This is a genomic window from Streptomyces sp. SCSIO 30461 (genome assembly GCF_037023745.1).
In the GTDB taxonomy this organism is placed as follows: Bacteria; Actinomycetota; Actinomycetes; order Streptomycetales; family Streptomycetaceae; genus Streptomyces.
Map to the genome: position 1 here is coordinate 6299658 of NZ_CP146101.1, position 18841 is coordinate 6318498.

An 18841-nucleotide genomic window follows, 5' to 3' on the forward strand; every position below is an offset into this window, starting at 1 on the left:
CAACATTTGCTACGCCTTGGGCGCGCAAGCGAATCGGACTTCGGGGAGCAGCCTCGAACTCGCGGCCGATTCGCTCCCACTGACTCGTCTTCGAGAAAGGTCCGGGATGCCCAAGCTCTTCGGCGCTGCCCTCCTCGCTCTGGCCCTGGCGGCCGCCACACCGACTTCCGCGACGGCCGCCGCGCCAGTACCGGCGGACGCGCCCACGACGGCCGCGTTCGCGACGGCCACACAGTCCGACCAGATCCCCGGCCGGTACATCGTGACGCTCAAGGACGCCGCCGTGCAGTCCGACACCACGGCCACCGTGAATGCGGCAGTCGCCCAGGCGACCTCCATGGGAGCCACGGTGCGGCACGTCTACCGGCACGCCCTGCACGGCTACTCGGCCGCCATGAGCAAGAGCGCGGCAGCCGCGCTCGCCGACGACCCCCGGGTGCAGTCCGTCCAGCCCGAGCGGAGGGTACGGGCCCTCGCACAGACGGTCCCGACGGGCGTGGACCGGGTGGAGGCCGACCTCAGCCCGACCGCCGCCATCGACGGCAAGGACACCCGGGTCGACGTCGACGTCGCGGTGATCGACACAGGTGTGGACATGAACCACCCCGACCTGAACGTCTACAAGGCGGGGGCGAAGAACTGCTGGTTCCCCTGGCTCCCGGTGCTGGACATGCACGGCCACGGCAGTCATGTCGCCGGCACCATCGGCGCCCTCGACAACAACACCGGAGTGGTCGGCGTGGCTCCGGGCGCCCGGATCTGGCCGGTGCAGGTGCTCAACCCGCTGGGCCTGGGCACCACCGCGGACGTCGTCTGCGGAATCGACTACGTGACCCAGCACGCCGACCAGATCGACGTCGTCAACATGAGCCTCGGCGGCAGCGGCTCCGACGACGGCAAGTGCGGAACGGTCAACAACGACGCCATGCACAGGGCGATCTGCGCCTCCGTCGCGGCGGGTGTGACCTATGTGGTCGCAGCGGCCAACAGCCACGCCGACGCCAAGAACACCACCCCGGCCGCATACGACGAAGTGATCACGGTCAGCGCCCTGGCCGACTTCGACGGCAAGTCCGGGGGGCTCGGCAAGGCGAGCTGCCGCGCCGACCGGGACGACACCTTCGCGGACTTCTCCAACTACGGCGCGGATGTCGATCTGATCGCGCCCGGTGTGTGCATCCGTTCCACTTACCGAAACGGCGGCTACGCGGTCCTGTCCGGTACGTCGATGGCCTCACCGCATGTCGCCGGTGGCGCGGCCCTGTACAAGGCCACTCACCCGGGCGCGTCGCCCGCCGCCGTCAAGGCGGCCCTGGTGGCGGCAGGCGGCACGGACTGGCTGTGGCCGTCGGAGGACGGTGACAACACCAAGGAGCCGCTGCTGAGGCTGCGCGGCTTCTGATGTCCGCCACCTGACGAGCAGTCACCGCGACGGAGGTACGACCCCGTGCGCAGGGCCCCCGAAGGCCCGCGCACGGGGCAACGGCTCGAAGGCCTACGTCGCCAACGCCGGCTCGGACAGCGTGTGGCATTTCCCTTGTCCGCATGGGGTCTCCCCACGTCCTACGGAGTAGGTTGTCGGGCGTCGTACCGGACGAACCCCCGGGCGCGCAGGCCGAGCAGACCGACCGCCAGCGCGCAGGCGATCCCACCCCCGGTGATGGCCACGGCCGGAGAGGTGAGGCCGGCGACGGAACCGGCGAGGAAGTCACCCAGCCGGGGGCCACCGGCCACGACCACGATGAACACGCCCTGGAGACGCCCGCGCAGTTCATCCGGCACCGCGGCCTGGAGCATGGTGCTCCGGTACACCATGGAGACCGTGTCGGCGTAGCCCGCGAGGGCGAGGAAGAACAGCCCGAGCCAGAGGTTGCGGGTCAGCCCAAACGCGGCGATGGCCAGGCCCCAAGCAGCGACGGCGAGCAGGATCGCCACCCCGTGCCGCCTGATCCGCCCCTGCCAGCCGGAGAACACCCCGCCCAGCAGCGCCCCCACCGCGGGGGCCGCGACGAGGAGTCCGGTGGTGCGGGCGTCGCCGCCGTACCAGAGCACCGCGATGGCGGGAAACAGCGCACGCGGGTGCGCGAGGATCATCGCGCAGAAGTCCGAGAAGAACGTCATACGGATATTGGGCCTGGTGGCCAGGAAGCGCAGCCCGCCGAGTACGGATGCCCGCTTGCCGGACCCCGGGTCGTCGCGGTCGGTGCCGTGGTCGGGCAGCATGGCGGGAAGCCGCCACATCGCGTACAGCGCGGCCCAGAAGGCGACCGCGTCCACGAGGTACGCGGCCTGGTAGCCCCCGTAGCCCACGATCAGCCCGCCGAGCATCGGCCCGATCAGCATCCCTGAGGTAGTGGTCACGGAGCTGAGCGCGTTGGCGGCCGGAAGCTGCTCCGCCGGCAGCAGGCGCGGGATCATCGCGCTGCGGGCGGGCGCGTTGAGCGCGGCGCAGACGGCTTGCAGCGCGACCACCGCGTAGAGGAACCAGACCCGGTGGAATCCGGCGAACGCGGCGGTGGCCAGCGCCGCCGACAACACGGCCAGGCCGGTCGCGCTGGCCAGGCCGAGCTTGCGGCGGTCCACGGTGTCGGCGACCGCACCGCCGTACAGCCCGAACACGACCAGCGGGACGAGGGAGAAGAGCCCGACCAGCCCGACGGAGAAGGTCGAGCGCGTGATGTCGTACACCTGGAGCGAGATCGCCAGGGTGGTCATGCCCTGCCCGATCCAGGAGACCGTGTTGCCGAACCACAACCGCCGGTAGTCCGCGGACACGCGCAGGGGTGTGAGGTCGGCGAGGATACGGCGACGGGCGGGTTCCGATCCGGCGCCCGGGACACGTTCGGCAACCGAGTCGCTCTCGGCGACCGGATCAGGCTCGGGGGCATCGGGGGCGGGAGCGGGGTTGGGGGTGCCGCTCGTGGTCATGCGGCAGCAGGTATGGGCGGCATGGACCGCAGTATAGGGAAGTTGTTCGATCAGCCCCTTACATTTATCTGCCCGGCCGCTCCCTGAGCCGTACGATGAACGAAGCGTGATCGCGAGCTTCGCCCTCGTCAGGGAGGCAGCTGCCATGGCACACGACTCCGACCGGATCCCGGGCATCGACCCCGCCGCGGCACCCAGCGGCACGGGCTGTGCCGAGTGCACGGCCAGCGGAGGCTGGTGGTTCCATCTGCGCAGGTGCGCCGAGTGCGGGCACATCGGCTGCTGCGACTCGTCCCCCGAGCAGCACGCCACCAAGCACGCACACACGGCAGGGCACCCGTTCCTGACCAGCTTCGAGCCGGGCGAGGACTGGTTCTGGAACATCGAGACGGAGCAGTACTACGACGGGCCACCGCTGCCCCCGCCCACGGCGCACCCGGGATCCCAACCGGTCCCGGGCCCGGCGGGCAAGGTCCCCGCCGACTGGCAGCGGCGACTCAACTGAGGTTCTCACCGGACCAGGCGCGGCACGAGGCGTACGTAGGCCACCAGGCCGATGACCTCCACAAGGGTCTGGGTGACCACGACCACGGCGGCGACGTCCAGTTGGTCCGGCAGGGCGAGCGCGAGCGGCAGGACGACCAGGGAGTTGCGCGTCGCGCCGCTGAAGACGACGGCCCGGGACGCGGCGGTGCCCAGCCTGAAGAGGGCCGTCACGGCGTGCCCCACGAAGGCCATCACCACCAGGAACAGCACATAGAACGGCACCACCGCGGCGACGTCGACCAGGCTGCCTTCGAGCTTGGGCATCTGGGAGGCGACGACGAGGAGGAGGGTCGCGGCCATCAGCGGCACCGTCGCCGCGGTCGCAGCGCCCAGCACCCTTGGGCCCGCCGGCCGTCGGGCCGCCCACAACTGGGTGGCCCAGGCGGCCGCCAGCGGGATGGCGATCAGAAACAGAAACGCCTCCAGGAATGGGCCGATCTCGACGATGTCGGCCAACTCAGCGCCCATGAACAGATAGAGGTACAGCGGCAGCAGCACCATCTGGACGACCAGCAGCAGCGGCGTCGAGGCGAGCAGTCGGCGGCGGCTGCCACCCGCGAGCCCGGTGAAGACGACGACATAGTCCACACACGGGCACAGCAGGACCAGCAGCACTCCGAGGCGGACGGCCTGGTCGGCGGGGAGGAACGCGAACATCGCGGCGACCACGAGGGGTACGGCGATGAAGTTGACGACCAGGGTGGCCGCCAGGAAGCGACCGTCGCGCAGTGAGCGGACCAGCTCAGCCGCCGGCACCTGGAGGAACGTGACATAAAGCAGCGCCCCGAGAACCGGGTTGATGGAGTGCTCAAGGCCGGGTCCGAGTCCCGGGGCCGCCCAGCCGAGCAGAACGCCGCCCGCGATGGCGCACAGATAGACCGCGACCTGATGCCGTTCCATCCGCCTGACCAGTCCGCTGGGGCCGTGGGGCTCCTGTGGCATGGCGGCGGCTCCTTGGATGGGCTCGGCTGGACTGTGCCCGCCTCATTATGGCGATCAAGATCACGGCGATCGCGCGGGTGTCCGCCTGACGCACCTGACACACTCGACACCCCGACATCGAACACAATTCGCGTTCTCGTAAGGTCGTTCCCGTTCTGGTCCGACGAGTGAACGGGGACGGCTCTTGGACGCCATAGGCGTGGCGGGCCTGCTGACCGCGGCGACAGCCGCAGGATGGATCGACGCGGTCGTCGGCGGCGGCGGACTCGTCCTCATACCCGCGCTGATGATGGCTTTTCCGCAACTGTCACCGACCGTGGCACTCGGCACCAACAAGCTGACCGCCATCACCGGTACGACGATCGCCGCGGTGACCTACGCCAGGCGCACCAAGCTGGACCGCTCCATCGCACTTCCGGCGGCCGGCCTCGCCATCCCGGCCGCCGGGGTCGGTGCCCTGTCCGCGTCCAGCCTGCCGGCCGACTGGTTCCGGCCCGTCATCATGGCCCTGCTCATCGCCGTGGCCATCTTCGTCACCCTCCGGCCGGGATTCGGAGCGGTACAGGAGAGCGAACTCGTCAGCAGACGCCGCAAGCTCGCGGTCATCGGGGCCGCGGGGTGCGGAATCGGCTTCTACGACGGTGTCTTCGGCCCCGGCACCGGCACCTTCCTCATCATGATGTTCACCAGCCTGCTGTCCCTGGAGTTCCTCCAGAGTTCGGCCCTGGCCAAGGTGGTGAACGTCGGGACCAACGCGGGCGCTCTCGCGGTGTTCGCCCTCCAGGGCCAGGTGCTGTGGCTGCTCGGCGCGGGAATGGCCGTGTGCAACATCGTCGGCGCGGCACTCGGGGCGCGGACGGCACTGCGCCGCGGATCAGGGTTCGTGCGCACGGTGCTGCTCGTGGTGGTGACCGGCATGGTCGTGAAGCTCGGCTACGACCAGTTCGCGTAGGCCGCGGCGACACACGCCTCAGTGGTAGGCGTGGACCACGGCGTGCCCCTTGCCGCGGCCGATCATCCACTTGTTCACCGGGGTGGTGATCAGGAATGCGACGACGAAGCCGCCCAGCAGCGCGGACCAGAACAGCCCGTCGGAGAGATGGGCGTCCATCGCGCCCGGCACGAGGGCGATGATGCCGTTGTCGACCAGTTCCATCACGCCGATCGATACGGTGTCGGCAGCCAAGGCGACCTTGACTGCCGTCTTGAAGCCCAGACCGGCACGACGCACCGCGAACAGGGTGAACGAGTAGCCGAAGACGAACGCGAGGGCGATCGCCAGGATCATCGTCGGCACATTGCCCCACATCAGGGCGGTACCGATGACCATGCCGAGGATCTCGCCGATGGCGCAGCCGGTGAGGCAGTGCAGCGTCGCCTTGGCCGCTGTGCTCCAGGAAGCCGAGCCATGCACATGGGCGCTCCCGTGCCCGTCGTGGGTCGCGAGGTCCTGGCTCGCGGGCCCGTGCCGCGTTCGGTGCGCGTCGTGCACGTCGTGCACTTTCGCTGCGCCGCCGTGTGACGTGTGGTCCATGTCGCGTCTCCCTCTCCCTGCCCCTGTCCGGTGCCGGCCCGGCCGAGCGGGCCGCCCTACAGAACCATATACCCCCCTGGGGTATTCCGGTGCAGGCGGGACCGAGAGAGAGGGGACCGGGGGGCGGGGTGCCGCGCGGGCACCCCGCCCCGTCGGGCAGCGCTCCTTACTGCCGTGGGCCGAGCAGCTCCTTCATCCGGGTGATCTCGGCCGTCTGGGAGCTGACGATGTCCTCTGCCATCTCCTTGGCGGGCTGGTACACGCCATCGGCTTGCTCGCTCCTGGCCATCGCCACCGCGCCCTCGTGGTGCTTGATCATCAGCTTCATGAAGGCGGTGTCGAAGGCCGGGCCCGAGGATTTCCCGAGCTCGTCCATCTCATCGGCGGTCATCATCCCGGCGGATCCGCCCTCGGAGTGGGCGGCGTGGCCCATGCCGGCGCCGTCGGCGGGCACCTGCTCACCCCAGGCGACCAGCCACCCGGAGAGCGTCTCGATCTCAGGGGCCTGAGCCTTCCGGATCTGCTCGGCGAGCTGCCTCACCTCGGTGGAACCGGCCCTGGATGCCGCAAGCTCCGCCATCGTCACGGCCTGCCGGTGGTGCGGAATCATGCCCTGGGCGAAGACGACATCGGGTGCTCCGTGCGCGCCGGCGACCGCCGACGCTGATGCTGAGGGGGTCGGGGACACGGACGACCGCGCGGCGGACTGCCCGGAGGGCCCCTGGTCGTTCGACCCGCAGGCCGCGAGTACGGCAACGGCGGTTCCGGCCATCGCCACGGCGGCGGCTCGGCGGATGAGGCCTCGGTGTGTGCTCATGGTGGTGCGACCCCTCGAAAGCCTCCAAGAGCTCTTGGAGGCGGTGAAAGACGGAAATGAGAGCGCCCGGAGGCACGCCACACCGATCCCGTGTCGGGGAGGGGGTGGCGCGCGGTGCGCTCCAGGGCCGTTCGTTTGGATCAGGCCGGATCAGGGAGCGGGGCCTGGTGCATGGGGCCTCCCCCGGCCCCGGGCCGAGGTGACGGGCGCAGGACGGAGAAGGGAGGCTGGGTGTCCCCCAGGCGGAGCCAGAGGGAGCGGCACCAGGGCACGCGGGCCCGGCAAGATCCAGACGAAAGGACCTAGATCCGCAGGAGTTGCAGTTCTGCCAGGTCGGGCGGCGCCCGACCGGTCGCCGTCGTACCGCCGCAGCGGCCGACCGGCGAGACCACCGGAGCGCCGCCGCCGTGGGCGGAGGCCAGGGCGGGCGGCATATACGGAGCACTCGTGCCGCCCGCGGCGCAGGTCGCGTCGGCATGGTCCGTATGCCCTCCGGCGCCACCGTCGGCGGTGTGCCCGCAGGGATCACTGCCGCGATCGACGCCGATGCCGTGTCCGGCGTGGGCACCCGCGCCCGGATGCGCGCCGACCGTGGCCGGCACCCCCGGCGCCAGACCGTGCATCGCCAGCAGGCCGGCCAGCACAGCCAGTACCAGCAGCAGCCCGTACATCGCCGATCGGCGGCTCGGCGTCAGGCTACTGGTCACGGCCGCATCGTATCCCGGGTTCCTGTGGCGGCCGAGGCTGCCTCAGGCGCGGCGGACCGCGCCCGCCGTCGCCGTACGCGACCCGAGGTCAGCCCTGCTGCCCCTGCTCCCCCTGACCCGGCTGCCCGCCGCCCGGAGCACCGCAGCCGCCACCGGGACCGCCCCGGCCGCCGGGCGGCATGGCTGTGGGAGCGCCGGTCGGCATACCGGACGGCGGGGCGCCGGTCGGCATACCGGACGGCGGTCGGCAGTTCTGGTTCCCCGAAGCGCCACTGCCCGAGGATGACGAGGTGCCGCCCTTCGGGGACGAAGCGTCGTCCGAGCCGCAGGCGGTCAGCAGCAACGGGGACAGCGCCAGCAGGGCGACGGCCGGTACGAGACGTGCACGCTTCATGAGACAGCTCCACAAGTCGAAGAGACCCTGACGCGGAGCACTTCATCAACCTCGCTTAGGCCCTTCTTGGGCCCGCTCTGTGCGCCGCCCGTCAATCGGGTAAAGCACGGCCCAAAAGACCGCGCTGACCTGCGGATCGACCTTTCGCCCCCGACGGTGCCCTGATACGGAGCCGTGACAGTACGGCCTCCCACCGTCGACTCCGCGGCACGGCGCACCCGTTTCGCGGGCCAGGAGACCTTGGGCCGGAGTCCAGCACAGCCCTGTCCCATGAGCCGGGCGAGGCGCCGGTCATGTGGGGCTCAACGGCCAGGCCCTCCGGCGCAACGGCGGTCTGTTAGCTTCCTCGGAAGCCACATCAAGCACGGCGGCCGCACGACTCACCGCCTGAGCGAACCAGTTCGAGAACGAAGGGACCCTAACCCGTGGGCGCTATCGTCCTTGTCGTCGGGATCATAGGCGCCGGAGCCGTGGTTGGCGCCGTCGTCGTATTCGCGGTGTATCAGAGCCGCCGGACTCGCGGTTCAGCCCCGGTTCTCCCCGGGCCCGCTGCCTTCCCACCGCATCAGCAGAACCACGCAGGCGGGCAGCAGCCCTACCCTGCCCCCTACCAGGGACACCCCGACCCTGCCGGACAGCCGCCCCAGCACCACAATCCCGGCGGGCCGTACCAGGCTCCCGCGGCGCCGGGCCAGGGGTATTCCGTTCCTCCCGCGCAGTCCCCGGAGCACCCCAACCCCTACCTCCAACAGCCTCCGTATCAGGGGCAGTAGGCAGGCGCGCCGCGATGGCGGTGCCGTACTTCACGGCTTCCGGGGTAGCTCCCATGCCGACGGCTCGCACTCCGGGCTGTCGGACGACGCACCGCGACGGCCTCCGCCGCCGACCGTGCCCCACGGGCCGCGGTCAGGCCGCCTCGGAGCGATCGGACGGCCCGGCGGTGGCAGCCGCTTCCCGCAGGGCGTCCAGCAGGCAGCGCAGGACAGGCTGTTCGAGGGTGGTCTCCCGTGCGGCGGCCGAGATCACCCGGACCGGCTCGGGGTTGCGTACCGGGCGCACGACGACGCCTGGGTGCCGGTTGCGCAGCCCCAGTCGCGGCATCAGGCCGACACCGAGTCCGGCCGCGACGAATCCCTGCGCGGTGGCGTAGTCCTCGCTCTGGATGACGAAGTCGGGGCTGAAGCCGGCCGCCGCGCAGGACTCGATCACCGGCTCCAGGCACGGGCCGGGTGGCTCACTGCCGACCCGCTGCTCGCCGGAGAGCTCGTTCAGGTCGACGATCTCCTTGCCCGCGAGCGGATGTCCGAGGGGCAGCACGGCGGCGTACGGGTCGTCGAGGAGACGGACGGTACGGAAGCCGTGTCCGGCGCGACCTTGCACCTGGACGACCAGCGCCAGATCGGCCCGGCCCCGTACCACCTCATCGAACGGGTCCTCCGGATCGGTGAGTTCGAGGTCGATGCGAATGCCCGGGTGCTCGGCGCGGAGCCGGGCGAGCGCTGGTGCCACCAGTGTGGAACCAGCCGTGGCGAAGTAGCGGACCGACAGGCGGCCGGTACGCCCGGCGCGGAGGTCGGCGAGAGCGGTCTCCGCCTGGGCGACAGCCGCGCTGATCAGCGCCGCGTGCTCGGTGAGCAGCAGGCCGGCGGCCGTGGGACGCACGCCGCGACCGGCCCGTTCCAGCAGAGCGGTACCGGCCTGCTTCTCCAGCGCCGCCACCTGCTGACTCACCGTCCTGGGCGAGGACCTCAGCGTTCGCGTGGTCCTGGGAATGGCCGTCGTGCTCGTCGGCGTGGGCATGACGCGCCGGCGACGGGCCGCGCCGACAGCAGGGAAGCAGGCCACCGGGCAGCCGGCCGCCGACGCCACGCCTCCCGAGGCGCCTCAGGCCGAGGAACCGCGGACCGACGAACCACGAGCCGATGAGCCGACCGACCTCGAACCGGTCGGCAGCACCCGGGCCGGCCGCACCGCGCGCCCTGATCATGCGCGGAAGGGGCGGCCGCTCGGCGCGGCCGCCCCTCACTGCTGGTCACACACCGGACCTGCACGGTCCGGCGCCGAGGGCGTCAGAACTGGAGGCCCCAGGAGTCGATCCTGCCGGTGTCGTAGCGGGCGTTGTCGCTCACCCGCAGCTTCCAGGTGCCGTTCGCGACCTCCGATGAGGCGTTCACGGTGTAGGTGGTGTTGATGTTGTCGCTGCTGCCGCCGGTGCCGTACGACTTCAGCGTGTACGCCGTGCCGTCAGGGGCGACGAGCTGGACCTGGAGGTCGCCGATGTAGGTGTGCACGATGGCGACCGGCACCTGGAGCGCGGCGGGTGCGTTGCCCGAGACGCCGCTTACGGTGACGGGTGACTCCACGGTGGTGTTGTCGCTGATCGCGTAGTCCGCGGTGTTCTCGAACTTCGGTCCGGGCGGTGTGGTGGTACCGCCGCCGACGTACAGCAGCCGGTTCGGCGAGCCGGTGCCCGGGTTGCCCACCACGTTCGAAGTCGCCGCTGTGGTCAGTGCCGAGGACACCTGCGCCGGGGTGGCGCTCCGGTTGTCCGCCAGGTAGAGCGCGGCGGCACCGGCGGCGTGCGGGGCGGCCATCGAGGTGCCGGAGATGGTGTTGGTGGCGCTGTCGCTGGTGTTCCAGGCCGAGGTGATGGACGAGCCCGGAGCGAAGATGTCCACCGCGCTGCCGTAGTTGGAGAAGCTGGAACGGGCGTCGGAGTTGGTTGTGGAGCCGACGGTGATGGCCTCGGCCACCCTGGCCGGGGAATAGTTGGAGGCGTTGGCACCGCTGTTGCCCGCCGCCACGGCGTAGGTGACGCCGGACGCGATGGAGTTGCGGACAGCGGTGTCCAGAGCGGTGTCGACGCCGCCGCCGAGGCTCATGTTGGCGACGGCCGGCTTGACGGCGTTACGGGTCACCCAGTCGATGCCCGCGACGACCTGGGCGGTCGTACCGGAACCGGAGTTGTTCAGGACGCGGACACCGACGATCTTGGCCTTCTTGGCGACACCGTAGGATCCGCCGGCGACCGTGGCGGCGACGTGTGTGCCGTGGCCGTTGCCGTCCTGCGCCGTGTTGTCGTTGTCGATGGCGTCGTAGCCGTATGTGGCGCGTCCGCCGAAGTCGCCGTGGGTGATGCGGACACCGGTGTCGATGACGTACGCGGTGACGCCTTCCCCTGCGGAGTCGGGGTACGTGTAGCTCCGGTCGAGCGGCAGCGCGCGCTGGTCGATGCGGTCCAGCCCCCAAGAGGGCGGGTTCGGCTGGGTGCCGGAGATGGTGAACACCCGGTTCTGCACCACGGATTCGACGGCGGGGTCGGCCGCGAACTTCCGGGCCTGCGCCTCGGAGAGCTCGACGGCGTATCCGTTGAGGGCGGCGCTGTACGTCTTCTTGATCTTCGCGCCGTACTCCGCGGCGAGTGCCTTGCCCGCCTTGGAGCCGGCGTCGGCGGCGGTCTCGTCGAGGGTGACGATGTAGCTGCCGGCGATGGCACCGGGGACACCCGCGTTCTCGATCACGCCCACCGGAGCGGGCTCTGCCGCGGTGGCCGGGAAGGTGGAGGCGGCACCAAGTGCCAGGGCGGCGACGGCTGTCGCGGCGGCCGCGGACAGTCTTCGTCGCGAGATACGCATCACGGACATGTGAGGGATCCTCCTCAAAGGTGGTGCGTTGACGTGGGGGAATCGACAGGGGCATGACAACCATGACGCGGTGGGTAGCCGCGAAACAGTCATGCCGCCGTCTTCCGACAGGTTGACTGATCCACAAAAAACCCACAAGAGTCCGAGGTGGCCTGTATCACAGGACAATTGCCCATGGTTGTAAACCCGTTGGCTCCGCTCGGGCTTCCTGCCGAGTCGCCTACCCCCATGCACCTGCGCAGACTGCCGATTTCCGCGGCGGGGAGAGGCTCCATTCAGTGCGCGACCCGAACCGCGCTGGGTGGCACAGGGCACGGGTCCAGCGGTACTTCGAGCACGTAGGGCCGCGCCGAAGGCCGGGGGCATACGTCCGGCCCCGGAGCACGCCTCCACCGCGAACCGTTGGTCGCGAGAGGAGGTGCTGATCCGGCGTCACCGGACCAGGGTGGCAGCCGCAGTCCTCCGGGGCCGTCGGGTCCCTGGCCCGCAGGGGCCCGACGGCCGCGGCGATCGACGACACCTGCGGTCCGGAGGACACGCCGCGCGGTGTCCGGCCGTGGTCCTGTTCCCCACTCGCGAATGCGGGCCTGGATCGAGGTCTCCCTTCCTCGGCAGAAGGATGACGCCTCGTAGCGGAACGTCGCCTCCGATGTGACGCGAGCCGGCCATGAAGAGCCCCCACCAGCCCACATACGCGACGGACATGTCCGCGATCGGGCATCGACCCTCGACGATCGTCGTGGCGGCACTCGACGTCACCCGGCGTAGGGGACCCGTAAAGACGGCGCGGTGAGCCGTCAGAACGGCGTCAAGGCGGGCAGTGTGGTGGCCGAAACGCGGTTTCCTCGACTGGTCCGAGAATCCGCATCTCTTTCAGGAGCAACCGATGGCCGACGTGGCCTTCGTCGTCACCACGATCGCGGTCCTCGCGCTGGTGGCCCTCGTCGCCAAGGGGGTGGCGAAGCTGTGACCGCCGAAACCGTGGAGAACGTGGCCGGCCTCGTCGTGGCCGCCGCCCTGCTGGGCTGTCTCGTCCTCGCCCTCGTCAAGCCCGAGAGGTTCTGAGCACAGATATGAGCCCCCTCGTCGCTGCCGTGCTGCAACTGCTCGCGTTGATCGCCGCACTCGCACTGGCCTACCGACCCCTCGGTGACCACATGGCCGGGGTCTACTCGTCCGACAGGCACCTGCGTGTCGAGAAGTGGATCTACAAGGCCATCGGCGCCAACCCGAACGCCGAGATGCGCTGGCCGGCCTATCTGCGCGGCGTCCTGGCCTTCTCAACCGTCAGTGTGCTCTTCCTCTATCTGCTGCAGCGCGTCCAGGGCAGCCTGCCGGGCTCGCTCGGCTTCGCCTCCATCGACCCTGACCAGGCTTTCAACACCGCCGCGTCGTTCGGCACGAACACCAACTGGCAGTCGTACTACGGCGAGCAGGCCATGGGACCTGTCGTACAGACCGGCGGCCTCGCGGTGCAGAACTTCGTCTCCGCGGCTGTCGGGATCGCGGTCGCGGTGACACTGGTGCGCGGCTTCGCCCGCTCCCGCACCGGTGAGCTCGGCAACTTCTGGGCCGATCTGGTCCGCGGCACCGTCCGCATCCTCCTCCCGCTGTCCGTGATCGGCGCGATCGTGTTGGTCGCGCTCGGCGCGATCCAGAACTTCGCCGGCATCCACGAGGTCGGCCAGTTCATGGGCGGCTCCCAGCAGTGGAACGGCGGTGCGGTCGCCTCCCAGGAGGCCATCAAGGAGTTGGGCACCAACGGCGGCGGCTACTTCAACGCCAACTCCGCCCACCCCTTCGAGAACCCCACCCCCCTCTCCAACCTGTTCGAGATCTTCCTCATCTTGTTGATCCCGTTCTCGCTGACCCGCTCCTTCGGCAAGATGGTCGGCAGTGTGAAGCAGGGGTACGCGGTCCTCGCCACGATGGCGACGATCTGGATCGGGTTCACCGCGCTGATGATGTGGACCGAGTTCCACCACGGCGGCCCGGCCTTCGACCTCGCCGGTGGTGCGATGGAGGGCAAGGAGACCCGCTTCGGCACCGGCGGCTCGTCGATCTTCGCGGTGGCCACCACGCTCACCTCCACCGGTGCGGTGAACTCCTTCCACTCCTCGTTCACCGGATTCGGCGGCGGCATCACGATGCTGGGCATGCAGCTCGGCGAGATCGCGCCGGGCGGTGTCGGTTCCGGCCTCTACGGCATGCTGATCATGGCGATCATCGCGGTGTTCATCGCCGGACTGATGGTCGGCCGCACTCCTGAGTACCTCGGCAAGAAGATCGGCACCCGCGAGATCAAGCTGGCCGCCCTGTACATCCTGATCACCCCGACACTGGTGCTCTGCTTCACCGCCACTGCGATGGCCCTGCCCACCCCAGCCCGCTCGATGACCAACAGCGGTGCCCACGGCTTCTCCGAGATCCTCTACGCCTACACCTCGGGCGCCAACAACAACGGCTCCGCGTTCGCGGGGCTCAACGCCGACACGCAGTGGTTCAACACCACCATCGGTCTCGCCATGCTGCTCGGCCGGTTCCTGCCGATGGTGTTCGTCCTGGCACTGGCCGGCTCGCTCGCCGAGCAGCAGCCGGTTCCCGCCACCGCGGGCACGCTGCGTACCGACAAGCCGCTCTACACGGGCCTGCTGGTCGGCACCATCGTGATCATCACCGGTCTGACCTACTTCCCGGTGCTGGCGCTGGGCCCGCTCGCCGAAGGGCTGGCGTCATGACCACGAACACGAAGAAGCACGAGGACGACATGTCCACCACCACTCCGACCCGCGCGCCGCACAGCGATGTGTCGACCGCTCACAAGTCCGGTCACAAGTCCGGCGGCGGTCGCGTCGGCGGGGGTCTGTTCGACCCCAAGCAGCTGGTCAGGTCCTTCCCGGACGCGGTCAGGAAGCTCGATCCCCGGGTGATGGTCAAGTCCCCGGTGATGTTCTTGGTCCTGATCGGATCGGTGCTGACGACGGTCTTCACGTTCCTGGACCCGACCGACTGGTTCGGCTGGGCCATCACCGCCTGGCTGTGGCTCACCGTGGTCTTCGCCAATCTGGCCGAGGCCGTGGCGGAGGGCCGCGGCAAGGCCCAGGCGGACACCCTGCGCAAGGCCAAGACCGACACCGTCGCCCGCCGTCTGGCCGAGGACGGGAAGTCCGAGGAGCGGGTGCCCGGTACCGACCTTCGGATAGGCGATCTGGTGGTCTGCGAGGCCGGAGACGTCATCCCGGGCGACGGCGACGTCGTCGAGGGCGTCGCGTCGGTGGACGAGTCCGCCATCACCGGTGAGTCGGCCCCGGTCATCCGCGAGTCCGGCGGCGACCGCAGCGCGGTCACCGGCGGCACGAAGGTGCTGTCCGACCGCATCGTCATCAAGATCACGGCCAAGCCCGGTGAGACCTTCATCGACCGCATGATCAACCTGGTCGAGGGCTCGGCACGGCAGAAGACCCCCAACGAGATCGCGCTGAACATCCTGCTCGCCTCGCTGACCATCGTCTTCTTGCTCGCGGTCGTGACGCTGCAACCGTTCGCGACCTACGCCGGCGCCCCGCAGACGGTGATGGTGCTGGTCGCGCTGCTGGTTTGCCTCATCCCGACCACCATCGGCGCCCTGCTGTCGGCCATCGGTATCGCCGGCATGGACCGGCTGGTCCAGCGCAATGTGCTGGCGAAGTCCGGCCGCGCCGTCGAGGTCGCCGGTGATGTGTCCACGCTGCTGCTCGACAAGACCGGCACCATCACCCTGGGCAACCGTGAGGCCGCCGAGTTCGTCCCGGTCGCGGGCGTGACCGGGGCCGAACTCGCGGACGCCGCTCAACTCTCTTCGCTGGCCGACGAGACCCCGGAGGGACGCTCGGTCGTCGTGCTCGCAAAGGAGAGGTACGGCCTGCGCGAACGCCACCATGGCGAGCTGGAGCACGCCACTTGGGTGTCGTTCACCGCCCGGACCCGCATGAGCGGAGTGGACCTCTCCGAGAACGGCGAGGCCCGCAAGGTACGCAAGGGCGCGACCGGCTCGGTGCTCGCCTGGGTCAAGGAGCGCGGCGGCCAGGTGGCCGACGGCGTCGACAGGACCGCGACCGAGATCTCTGAAGCCGGCGGCACGCCGCTGCTCGTCGCTGTCGAGGACGACAAGGGCGCTCGCGTGCTCGGTGTGATCCGCCTCAAGGACGTCGTCAAGGACGGTATGCGGGAGCGGTTCGACGAGCTGCGCCGGATGGGCATCAAGACCGTGATGATCACGGGCGACAACCCGCTCACCGCCAGGGCGATCGCCGAAGAGGCGGGTGTGGACGACTTCCTCGCGGAGGCCACGCCCGAGGACAAGATGGCGCTCATCAAGCGTGAGCAGGCCGGAGGCAAGCTGGTCGCGATGACCGGCGACGGGACCAACGACGCCCCGGCACTGGCCCAGGCCGACGTCGGCGTGGCGATGAACACCGGTACCTCGGCCGCCAAGGAGGCCGGGAACATGGTGGACCTCGATTCCAACCCGACGAAGCTCATCGAGATCGTCGAGATCGGCAAGCAACTCCTCATCACCCGGGGTGCGCTGACCACCTTCTCGATCGCCAACGACGTCGCGAAGTACTTCGCGATCATCCCCGCCATGTTCGCGGTGGTCCACCCAGGCCTGGACAGGCTCAACATCATGGGCCTGTCCTCGCCCGAGTCCGCGATCCTGTCGGCGGTCGTCTTCAACGCGCTGATCATCATCGGGCTCGTCCCGCTAGCCCTCAAGGGCGTGCGGTACCGGCCGACCAGCGCGGACAGGATGCTCCGTCGCAACCTCGGGATCTACGGACTCGGCGGCCTGATCGCCCCGTTCATCGGCATCAAGCTCATCGACATGCTCATCTCCCTCATCCCCGGGATCAGTTGACAGCCATGAACTCATCGTTTGGAAACACGGCACGGCTGATCGGGGCGGGCCTGCGCGCCCTGCTCGTCCTCACGGTCGTATGCGGCGTCATCTACCCGCTCGCCGTCACCGGCGTGGCCCAGGGCCTGTTCAGCGACAAGGCGAACGGCTCGGAGATCGAGAGCGACGGCAGAGTCGTCGGCTCCTCGCTGATCGGCCAAACCTACAACCTGCCCAAGAAGAATCCGGACGACACCGAAGAAGTGGCCGTCCCCGACCTGAAGTGGTTCCAGCCCCGCCCCTCCAACGGCCTCGGCAGCAACACCGTCAACACCGATTACTCGCTCATCCTCTCCGGAGCCACCAACCGCTCAGGCGACAACCCCGAGCTGATCCAGTGGGTCAAGAACGCCAAGGCCGCCGTGATCGAGGACAACTCCACCGCCACCTACAAGGTCAAGCCCACGGATGTGCCGGCCGACGCCGTCACCTCATCCGGCTCCGGCCTCGACCCCGACATCTCACCCGAGTACGCCGAACTCCAGGTGCACCGGGTCGCCGAGAGGAACCACCTCACCGTCGCCCAGGTCGACAAGCTCGTGAACGAGCACACCAAGGGCCGCACCCTCGGCTTCATGGGAGAACCCCGCGTCAACGTCCTGGAACTCAACACCGCCCTCAAAGAACTGACCAAGGGCTGAGCCATGGCGCAGCGTGCGGGACGTCTGACAGAGGGTTCCGCCCCGTGATCACCGCGATGATCTTCGCAGTCCGTCTGGCCGCGCAAAATCGCCCGACGACATCGCCGCCGCGATCCACCTCGGCGTCGGCGTCGGCGTCGGCGTCGGCGTCGGCGTCGGCGTCGGCGTCGGCGTCGGCGTCGGCGGGATCGTGATCGTGATCGTGATCGACAGCCTCGTCCTCTGCTCCGCGGACTCATCGAGCGGCACGACGAGGACATCGACACGGGTCTTGTCGGCGCAGCGACCCGTGCAGCGCGAGGCTCAGTGGTGGACCGAAGATGCGGACGACACGCCGGCGCTCGCAGCAAGGACTTCTCTGGTAGGACTTCTGATCGCATCTCAAGCCCTCACTTACCCGTTTACGCCCGGCTTGGAGAGGAGCAGCTCCTGTGCAGTGCGAAATGCGTGCCGTGGTTCTCGGCGTCGGTAATGACTTCCGGTACGACGACGGGGTCGGTTGGGCTGTGGTGGAAAAGCTGCGAAACCGCTCCTCGCTCGATCGCCTACCCCCTGGGACAGAGCTGCGCATCTGCGGCGGAGACCCCGTCCGGCTCATCGAGTGGTGGGACGGCGCGGATCTCGCCGTGGTGATCGACGCTGCGCGCGTGCATCCCGGGCATCCGGGCCGTGTGCACCGCACGGAGCTGAGTGCTCGGCAACCGTCCCGTTCCACGACCGCGAGCTCCCACGGGTTCGGCCTCGGCGAAGCTTGGAGCCTTGCGCGGCTGCTCGGGCGGCTGCCGCGTCGGCTCGTGGTCTACGCCGTCCAGATCGCTGACGTCTCCGTGGGGAGAGGCCTCTCCCCGGTGGTTGCGGCTGCGGTCGATTCCGTCGCCGAGAGCGTGATCTCCGAGATCGTGCACCACGCGGAGACCCAGCGGTGAGCAGACGTGCGTCCTGCGGGGGAGGTACACGTCAGCCTGCGAGGGGCCGTCCGGCCCAGTTGGTTGTCCCGAGCAGCCCTGGGTGCGGCGTACCCGGGCAGCCGACCCTGGGACAGGCACCGGAGGTGAGAGGTCCCGCCATGATCGAGACAGTGAAGGCGTCCGAGCCGGCAAGCAGACCCAGCGCCGAGCAGGAGGCGCACGCACTCCTCACGGACGCTACCACCGTACGCATCCGGCCGGTCCTGCCCAGTGATCACACGCGGGTGCTGGGCCTCACCGCTTCCCCTGGCCGTGGCCCTCCAGACGGGAACGGACCGTGGACGCCTGTGTTCGGAAACTGACGGCGGACCGGCTGATGACCTGCCCCGCCATCACCGTCCATGCCGAGGTGTCCATCGCCCTGGCAGCAAGGACCATCGCCGACCACCACATCGAACGGCTGCCGGTCGTCGACGACGAAGAGCGGCTCGTGGGTATCGTCACTCGCCGCGACCTGCTACAGATCTTCCTGCGGCCGGATCCGGAGATCCGCACGATCGTCGTCCACGACATCCTCGATCGCACACTCCGACTACCGCCCGGAACCCTCGACGTCGAGGTCCGAGACGGGGTGGTGACGCTCTCCGGCAAGCTGGAGTTCCGGAGCGAGATCCTCCTGGCCGTTCGACTGGTCGGGCTGCTCGATGGCGTGGTCGATGTCATCGACCACCTGACGTACCGGTACGACGACACCCGGCGCCATGGTCGGGAGCCTGCGTCGCCACTCGGCGCTGATGACCACGGAACGAACAAGGTTTGAAAAGGCTTTTGGGGAACTACCGAA

General features: G+C 69.4%; 18 protein-coding genes. 10 read left to right on the plus strand and 8 right to left on the minus strand.

Going from position 1 to position 18841, the window contains the following annotated elements; genetic code table 11:
* Nucleotides 1-106 precede the first annotated feature (106 nt).
* On the plus strand, nt 107-1402 hold the full coding sequence (locus V1460_RS28305) for a S8 family serine peptidase (RefSeq protein WP_338676442.1): 1296 nt from the start codon (nt 107-109) through the stop codon (nt 1400-1402).
* Between the two features lie 161 nt (nt 1403-1563).
* Here the strand turns inward: V1460_RS28305 and V1460_RS28310 are convergent, their stop codons facing one another.
* Nucleotides 1564-2928 (minus strand): MFS transporter, encoded by a 1365-nt coding sequence (locus V1460_RS28310; RefSeq protein ID WP_338676443.1) that lies wholly within the window; start codon nt 2926-2928, stop codon nt 1564-1566.
* Nucleotides 2929-3073: 145 nt separating this feature from the next.
* Between V1460_RS28310 and V1460_RS28315 the strand changes: the two genes are divergently transcribed.
* The gene (locus V1460_RS28315) at nt 3074-3433 is read left to right on the plus strand and encodes a UBP-type zinc finger domain-containing protein (RefSeq protein ID WP_338676444.1); all 360 of its coding nucleotides are present in this window, start codon (nt 3074-3076) and stop codon (nt 3431-3433) included.
* 5 nt (nt 3434-3438) lie between these two features.
* Here V1460_RS28315 and V1460_RS28320 read toward each other — a convergent pair whose 3' ends face one another.
* Nucleotides 3439-4416, minus strand: coding sequence for a bile acid:sodium symporter (locus V1460_RS28320; RefSeq protein ID WP_338676445.1), 978 nt, complete (start codon nt 4414-4416; stop codon nt 3439-3441).
* Nucleotides 4417-4600: 184 nt separating this feature from the next.
* On the opposite strand from V1460_RS28320, the gene V1460_RS28325 reads away from it, so the two are divergent.
* Nucleotides 4601-5368, plus strand: coding sequence for a TSUP family transporter (locus V1460_RS28325; RefSeq protein WP_338676446.1), 768 nt, complete (start codon nt 4601-4603; stop codon nt 5366-5368).
* Nucleotides 5369-5386: 18 nt separating this feature from the next.
* On the opposite strand, the gene V1460_RS28330 is transcribed toward V1460_RS28325, so the two are convergent.
* The 6 genes from V1460_RS28330 to V1460_RS28355 form a co-directional block, all read right to left on the minus strand.
* Entirely contained in the window at nt 5387-5950 is a 564-nt protein-coding gene (locus V1460_RS28330; RefSeq protein WP_338676447.1) for a DUF4396 domain-containing protein, read from the minus strand.
* 166 nt (nt 5951-6116) lie between these two features.
* Nucleotides 6117-6767 carry a DUF305 domain-containing protein gene (locus V1460_RS28335; protein ID WP_338676448.1) on the minus strand — a complete coding sequence of 217 codons (651 nt, stop codon included), beginning with the start codon at nt 6765-6767 and terminating at the stop codon, nt 6117-6119.
* 302 nt (nt 6768-7069) lie between these two features.
* A complete protein-coding gene (locus V1460_RS28340) occupies nt 7070-7474 on the minus strand; it encodes a DUF6153 family protein (RefSeq protein ID WP_338676449.1) in 405 nt (134 codons plus the stop codon).
* An 88-nt stretch (nt 7475-7562) separates the two neighbouring features.
* On the minus strand, nt 7563-7868 hold the full coding sequence (locus tag V1460_RS28345) for a hypothetical protein (protein WP_338676450.1): 306 nt from the start codon (nt 7866-7868) through the stop codon (nt 7563-7565).
* A 906-nt stretch (nt 7869-8774) separates the two neighbouring features.
* Entirely contained in the window at nt 8775-9668 is an 894-nt protein-coding gene (locus V1460_RS28350; RefSeq protein ID WP_338676451.1) for a LysR substrate-binding domain-containing protein, read from the minus strand.
* 269 nt (nt 9669-9937) lie between these two features.
* Nucleotides 9938-11512, minus strand: a complete 1575-nt coding sequence (locus tag V1460_RS28355; RefSeq protein ID WP_338676452.1) for a S8 family peptidase — start codon at nt 11510-11512, stop codon at nt 9938-9940.
* Nucleotides 11513-12332: 820 nt separating this feature from the next.
* On the opposite strand from V1460_RS28355, the gene V1460_RS28360 reads away from it, so the two are divergent.
* The 7 genes from V1460_RS28360 to V1460_RS28390 all read left to right on the plus strand — a co-directional run bounded on the left by V1460_RS28360 (nt 12333) and on the right by V1460_RS28390 (nt 18817).
* A complete protein-coding gene (locus V1460_RS28360) occupies nt 12333-12482 on the plus strand; it encodes a hypothetical protein (protein WP_338676453.1) in 150 nt (49 codons plus the stop codon).
* Nucleotides 12479-12577, plus strand: a complete 99-nt coding sequence (locus V1460_RS28365; RefSeq protein ID WP_338676454.1) for a potassium-transporting ATPase subunit F — start codon at nt 12479-12481, stop codon at nt 12575-12577. The genes V1460_RS28360 and V1460_RS28365 overlap by 4 nt, the downstream gene beginning before the upstream one ends.
* Nucleotides 12578-12585: 8 nt before the next feature.
* A complete protein-coding gene (gene kdpA, locus V1460_RS28370; RefSeq protein WP_338676455.1) occupies nt 12586-14250 on the plus strand; it encodes a potassium-transporting ATPase subunit KdpA in 1665 nt (554 codons plus the stop codon).
* Entirely contained in the window at nt 14247-16409 is a 2163-nt protein-coding gene (gene kdpB / locus V1460_RS28375; RefSeq protein ID WP_338676456.1) for a potassium-transporting ATPase subunit KdpB, read from the plus strand. Before kdpA ends, kdpB begins: the two co-directional genes overlap by 4 nt.
* 5 nt (nt 16410-16414) lie before the next feature.
* Nucleotides 16415-17089: a potassium-transporting ATPase subunit C gene (locus tag V1460_RS28380; protein ID WP_338676457.1), complete on the plus strand. Its 675-nt coding sequence runs from the start codon at nt 16415-16417 to the stop codon at nt 17087-17089.
* A gap of 431 nt (nt 17090-17520) precedes the next feature.
* The gene (locus V1460_RS28385; protein ID WP_338676458.1) at nt 17521-18015 is read left to right on the plus strand and encodes a hydrogenase maturation protease; all 495 of its coding nucleotides are present in this window, start codon (nt 17521-17523) and stop codon (nt 18013-18015) included.
* 319 nt (nt 18016-18334) lie between these two features.
* Nucleotides 18335-18817: a CBS domain-containing protein gene (locus V1460_RS28390; RefSeq protein ID WP_338676459.1), complete on the plus strand. Its 483-nt coding sequence runs from the start codon at nt 18335-18337 to the stop codon at nt 18815-18817.
* Nucleotides 18818-18841 lie beyond the last annotated feature (24 nt).

What these genes read in the sequence shown, in the direction of transcription:
- V1460_RS28315 (WP_338676444.1), top strand. Translation starts at nt 3,074, where the DNA reads ATGGCACACGACTCCGACCGGATCCCGGGCATCGACCCCGCCGCGGCA.
- V1460_RS28335 (WP_338676448.1), bottom strand. Translation starts at nt 6,767, where the DNA reads ATGAGCACACACCGAGGCCTCATCCGCCGAGCCGCCGCCGTGGCGATG.
- V1460_RS28320 (WP_338676445.1), bottom strand. Translation starts at nt 4,416, where the DNA reads ATGCCACAGGAGCCCCACGGCCCCAGCGGACTGGTCAGGCGGATGGAA.
- kdpB (WP_338676456.1), top strand. Translation starts at nt 14,247, where the DNA reads ATGACCACGAACACGAAGAAGCACGAGGACGACATGTCCACCACCACT.
- V1460_RS28305 (WP_338676442.1), top strand. Translation starts at nt 107, where the DNA reads ATGCCCAAGCTCTTCGGCGCTGCCCTCCTCGCTCTGGCCCTGGCGGCC.
- V1460_RS28350 (WP_338676451.1), bottom strand. Translation starts at nt 9,668, where the DNA reads ATGCCCACGCCGACGAGCACGACGGCCATTCCCAGGACCACGCGAACG.
- kdpA (WP_338676455.1), top strand. Translation starts at nt 12,586, where the DNA reads ATGAGCCCCCTCGTCGCTGCCGTGCTGCAACTGCTCGCGTTGATCGCC.
- V1460_RS28330 (WP_338676447.1), bottom strand. Translation starts at nt 5,950, where the DNA reads ATGGACCACACGTCACACGGCGGCGCAGCGAAAGTGCACGACGTGCAC.
- V1460_RS28355 (WP_338676452.1), bottom strand. Translation starts at nt 11,512, where the DNA reads ATGTCCGTGATGCGTATCTCGCGACGAAGACTGTCCGCGGCCGCCGCG.
- V1460_RS28345 (WP_338676450.1), bottom strand. Translation starts at nt 7,868, where the DNA reads ATGAAGCGTGCACGTCTCGTACCGGCCGTCGCCCTGCTGGCGCTGTCC.
- V1460_RS28380 (WP_338676457.1), top strand. Translation starts at nt 16,415, where the DNA reads ATGAACTCATCGTTTGGAAACACGGCACGGCTGATCGGGGCGGGCCTG.
- V1460_RS28310 (WP_338676443.1), bottom strand. Translation starts at nt 2,928, where the DNA reads ATGACCACGAGCGGCACCCCCAACCCCGCTCCCGCCCCCGATGCCCCC.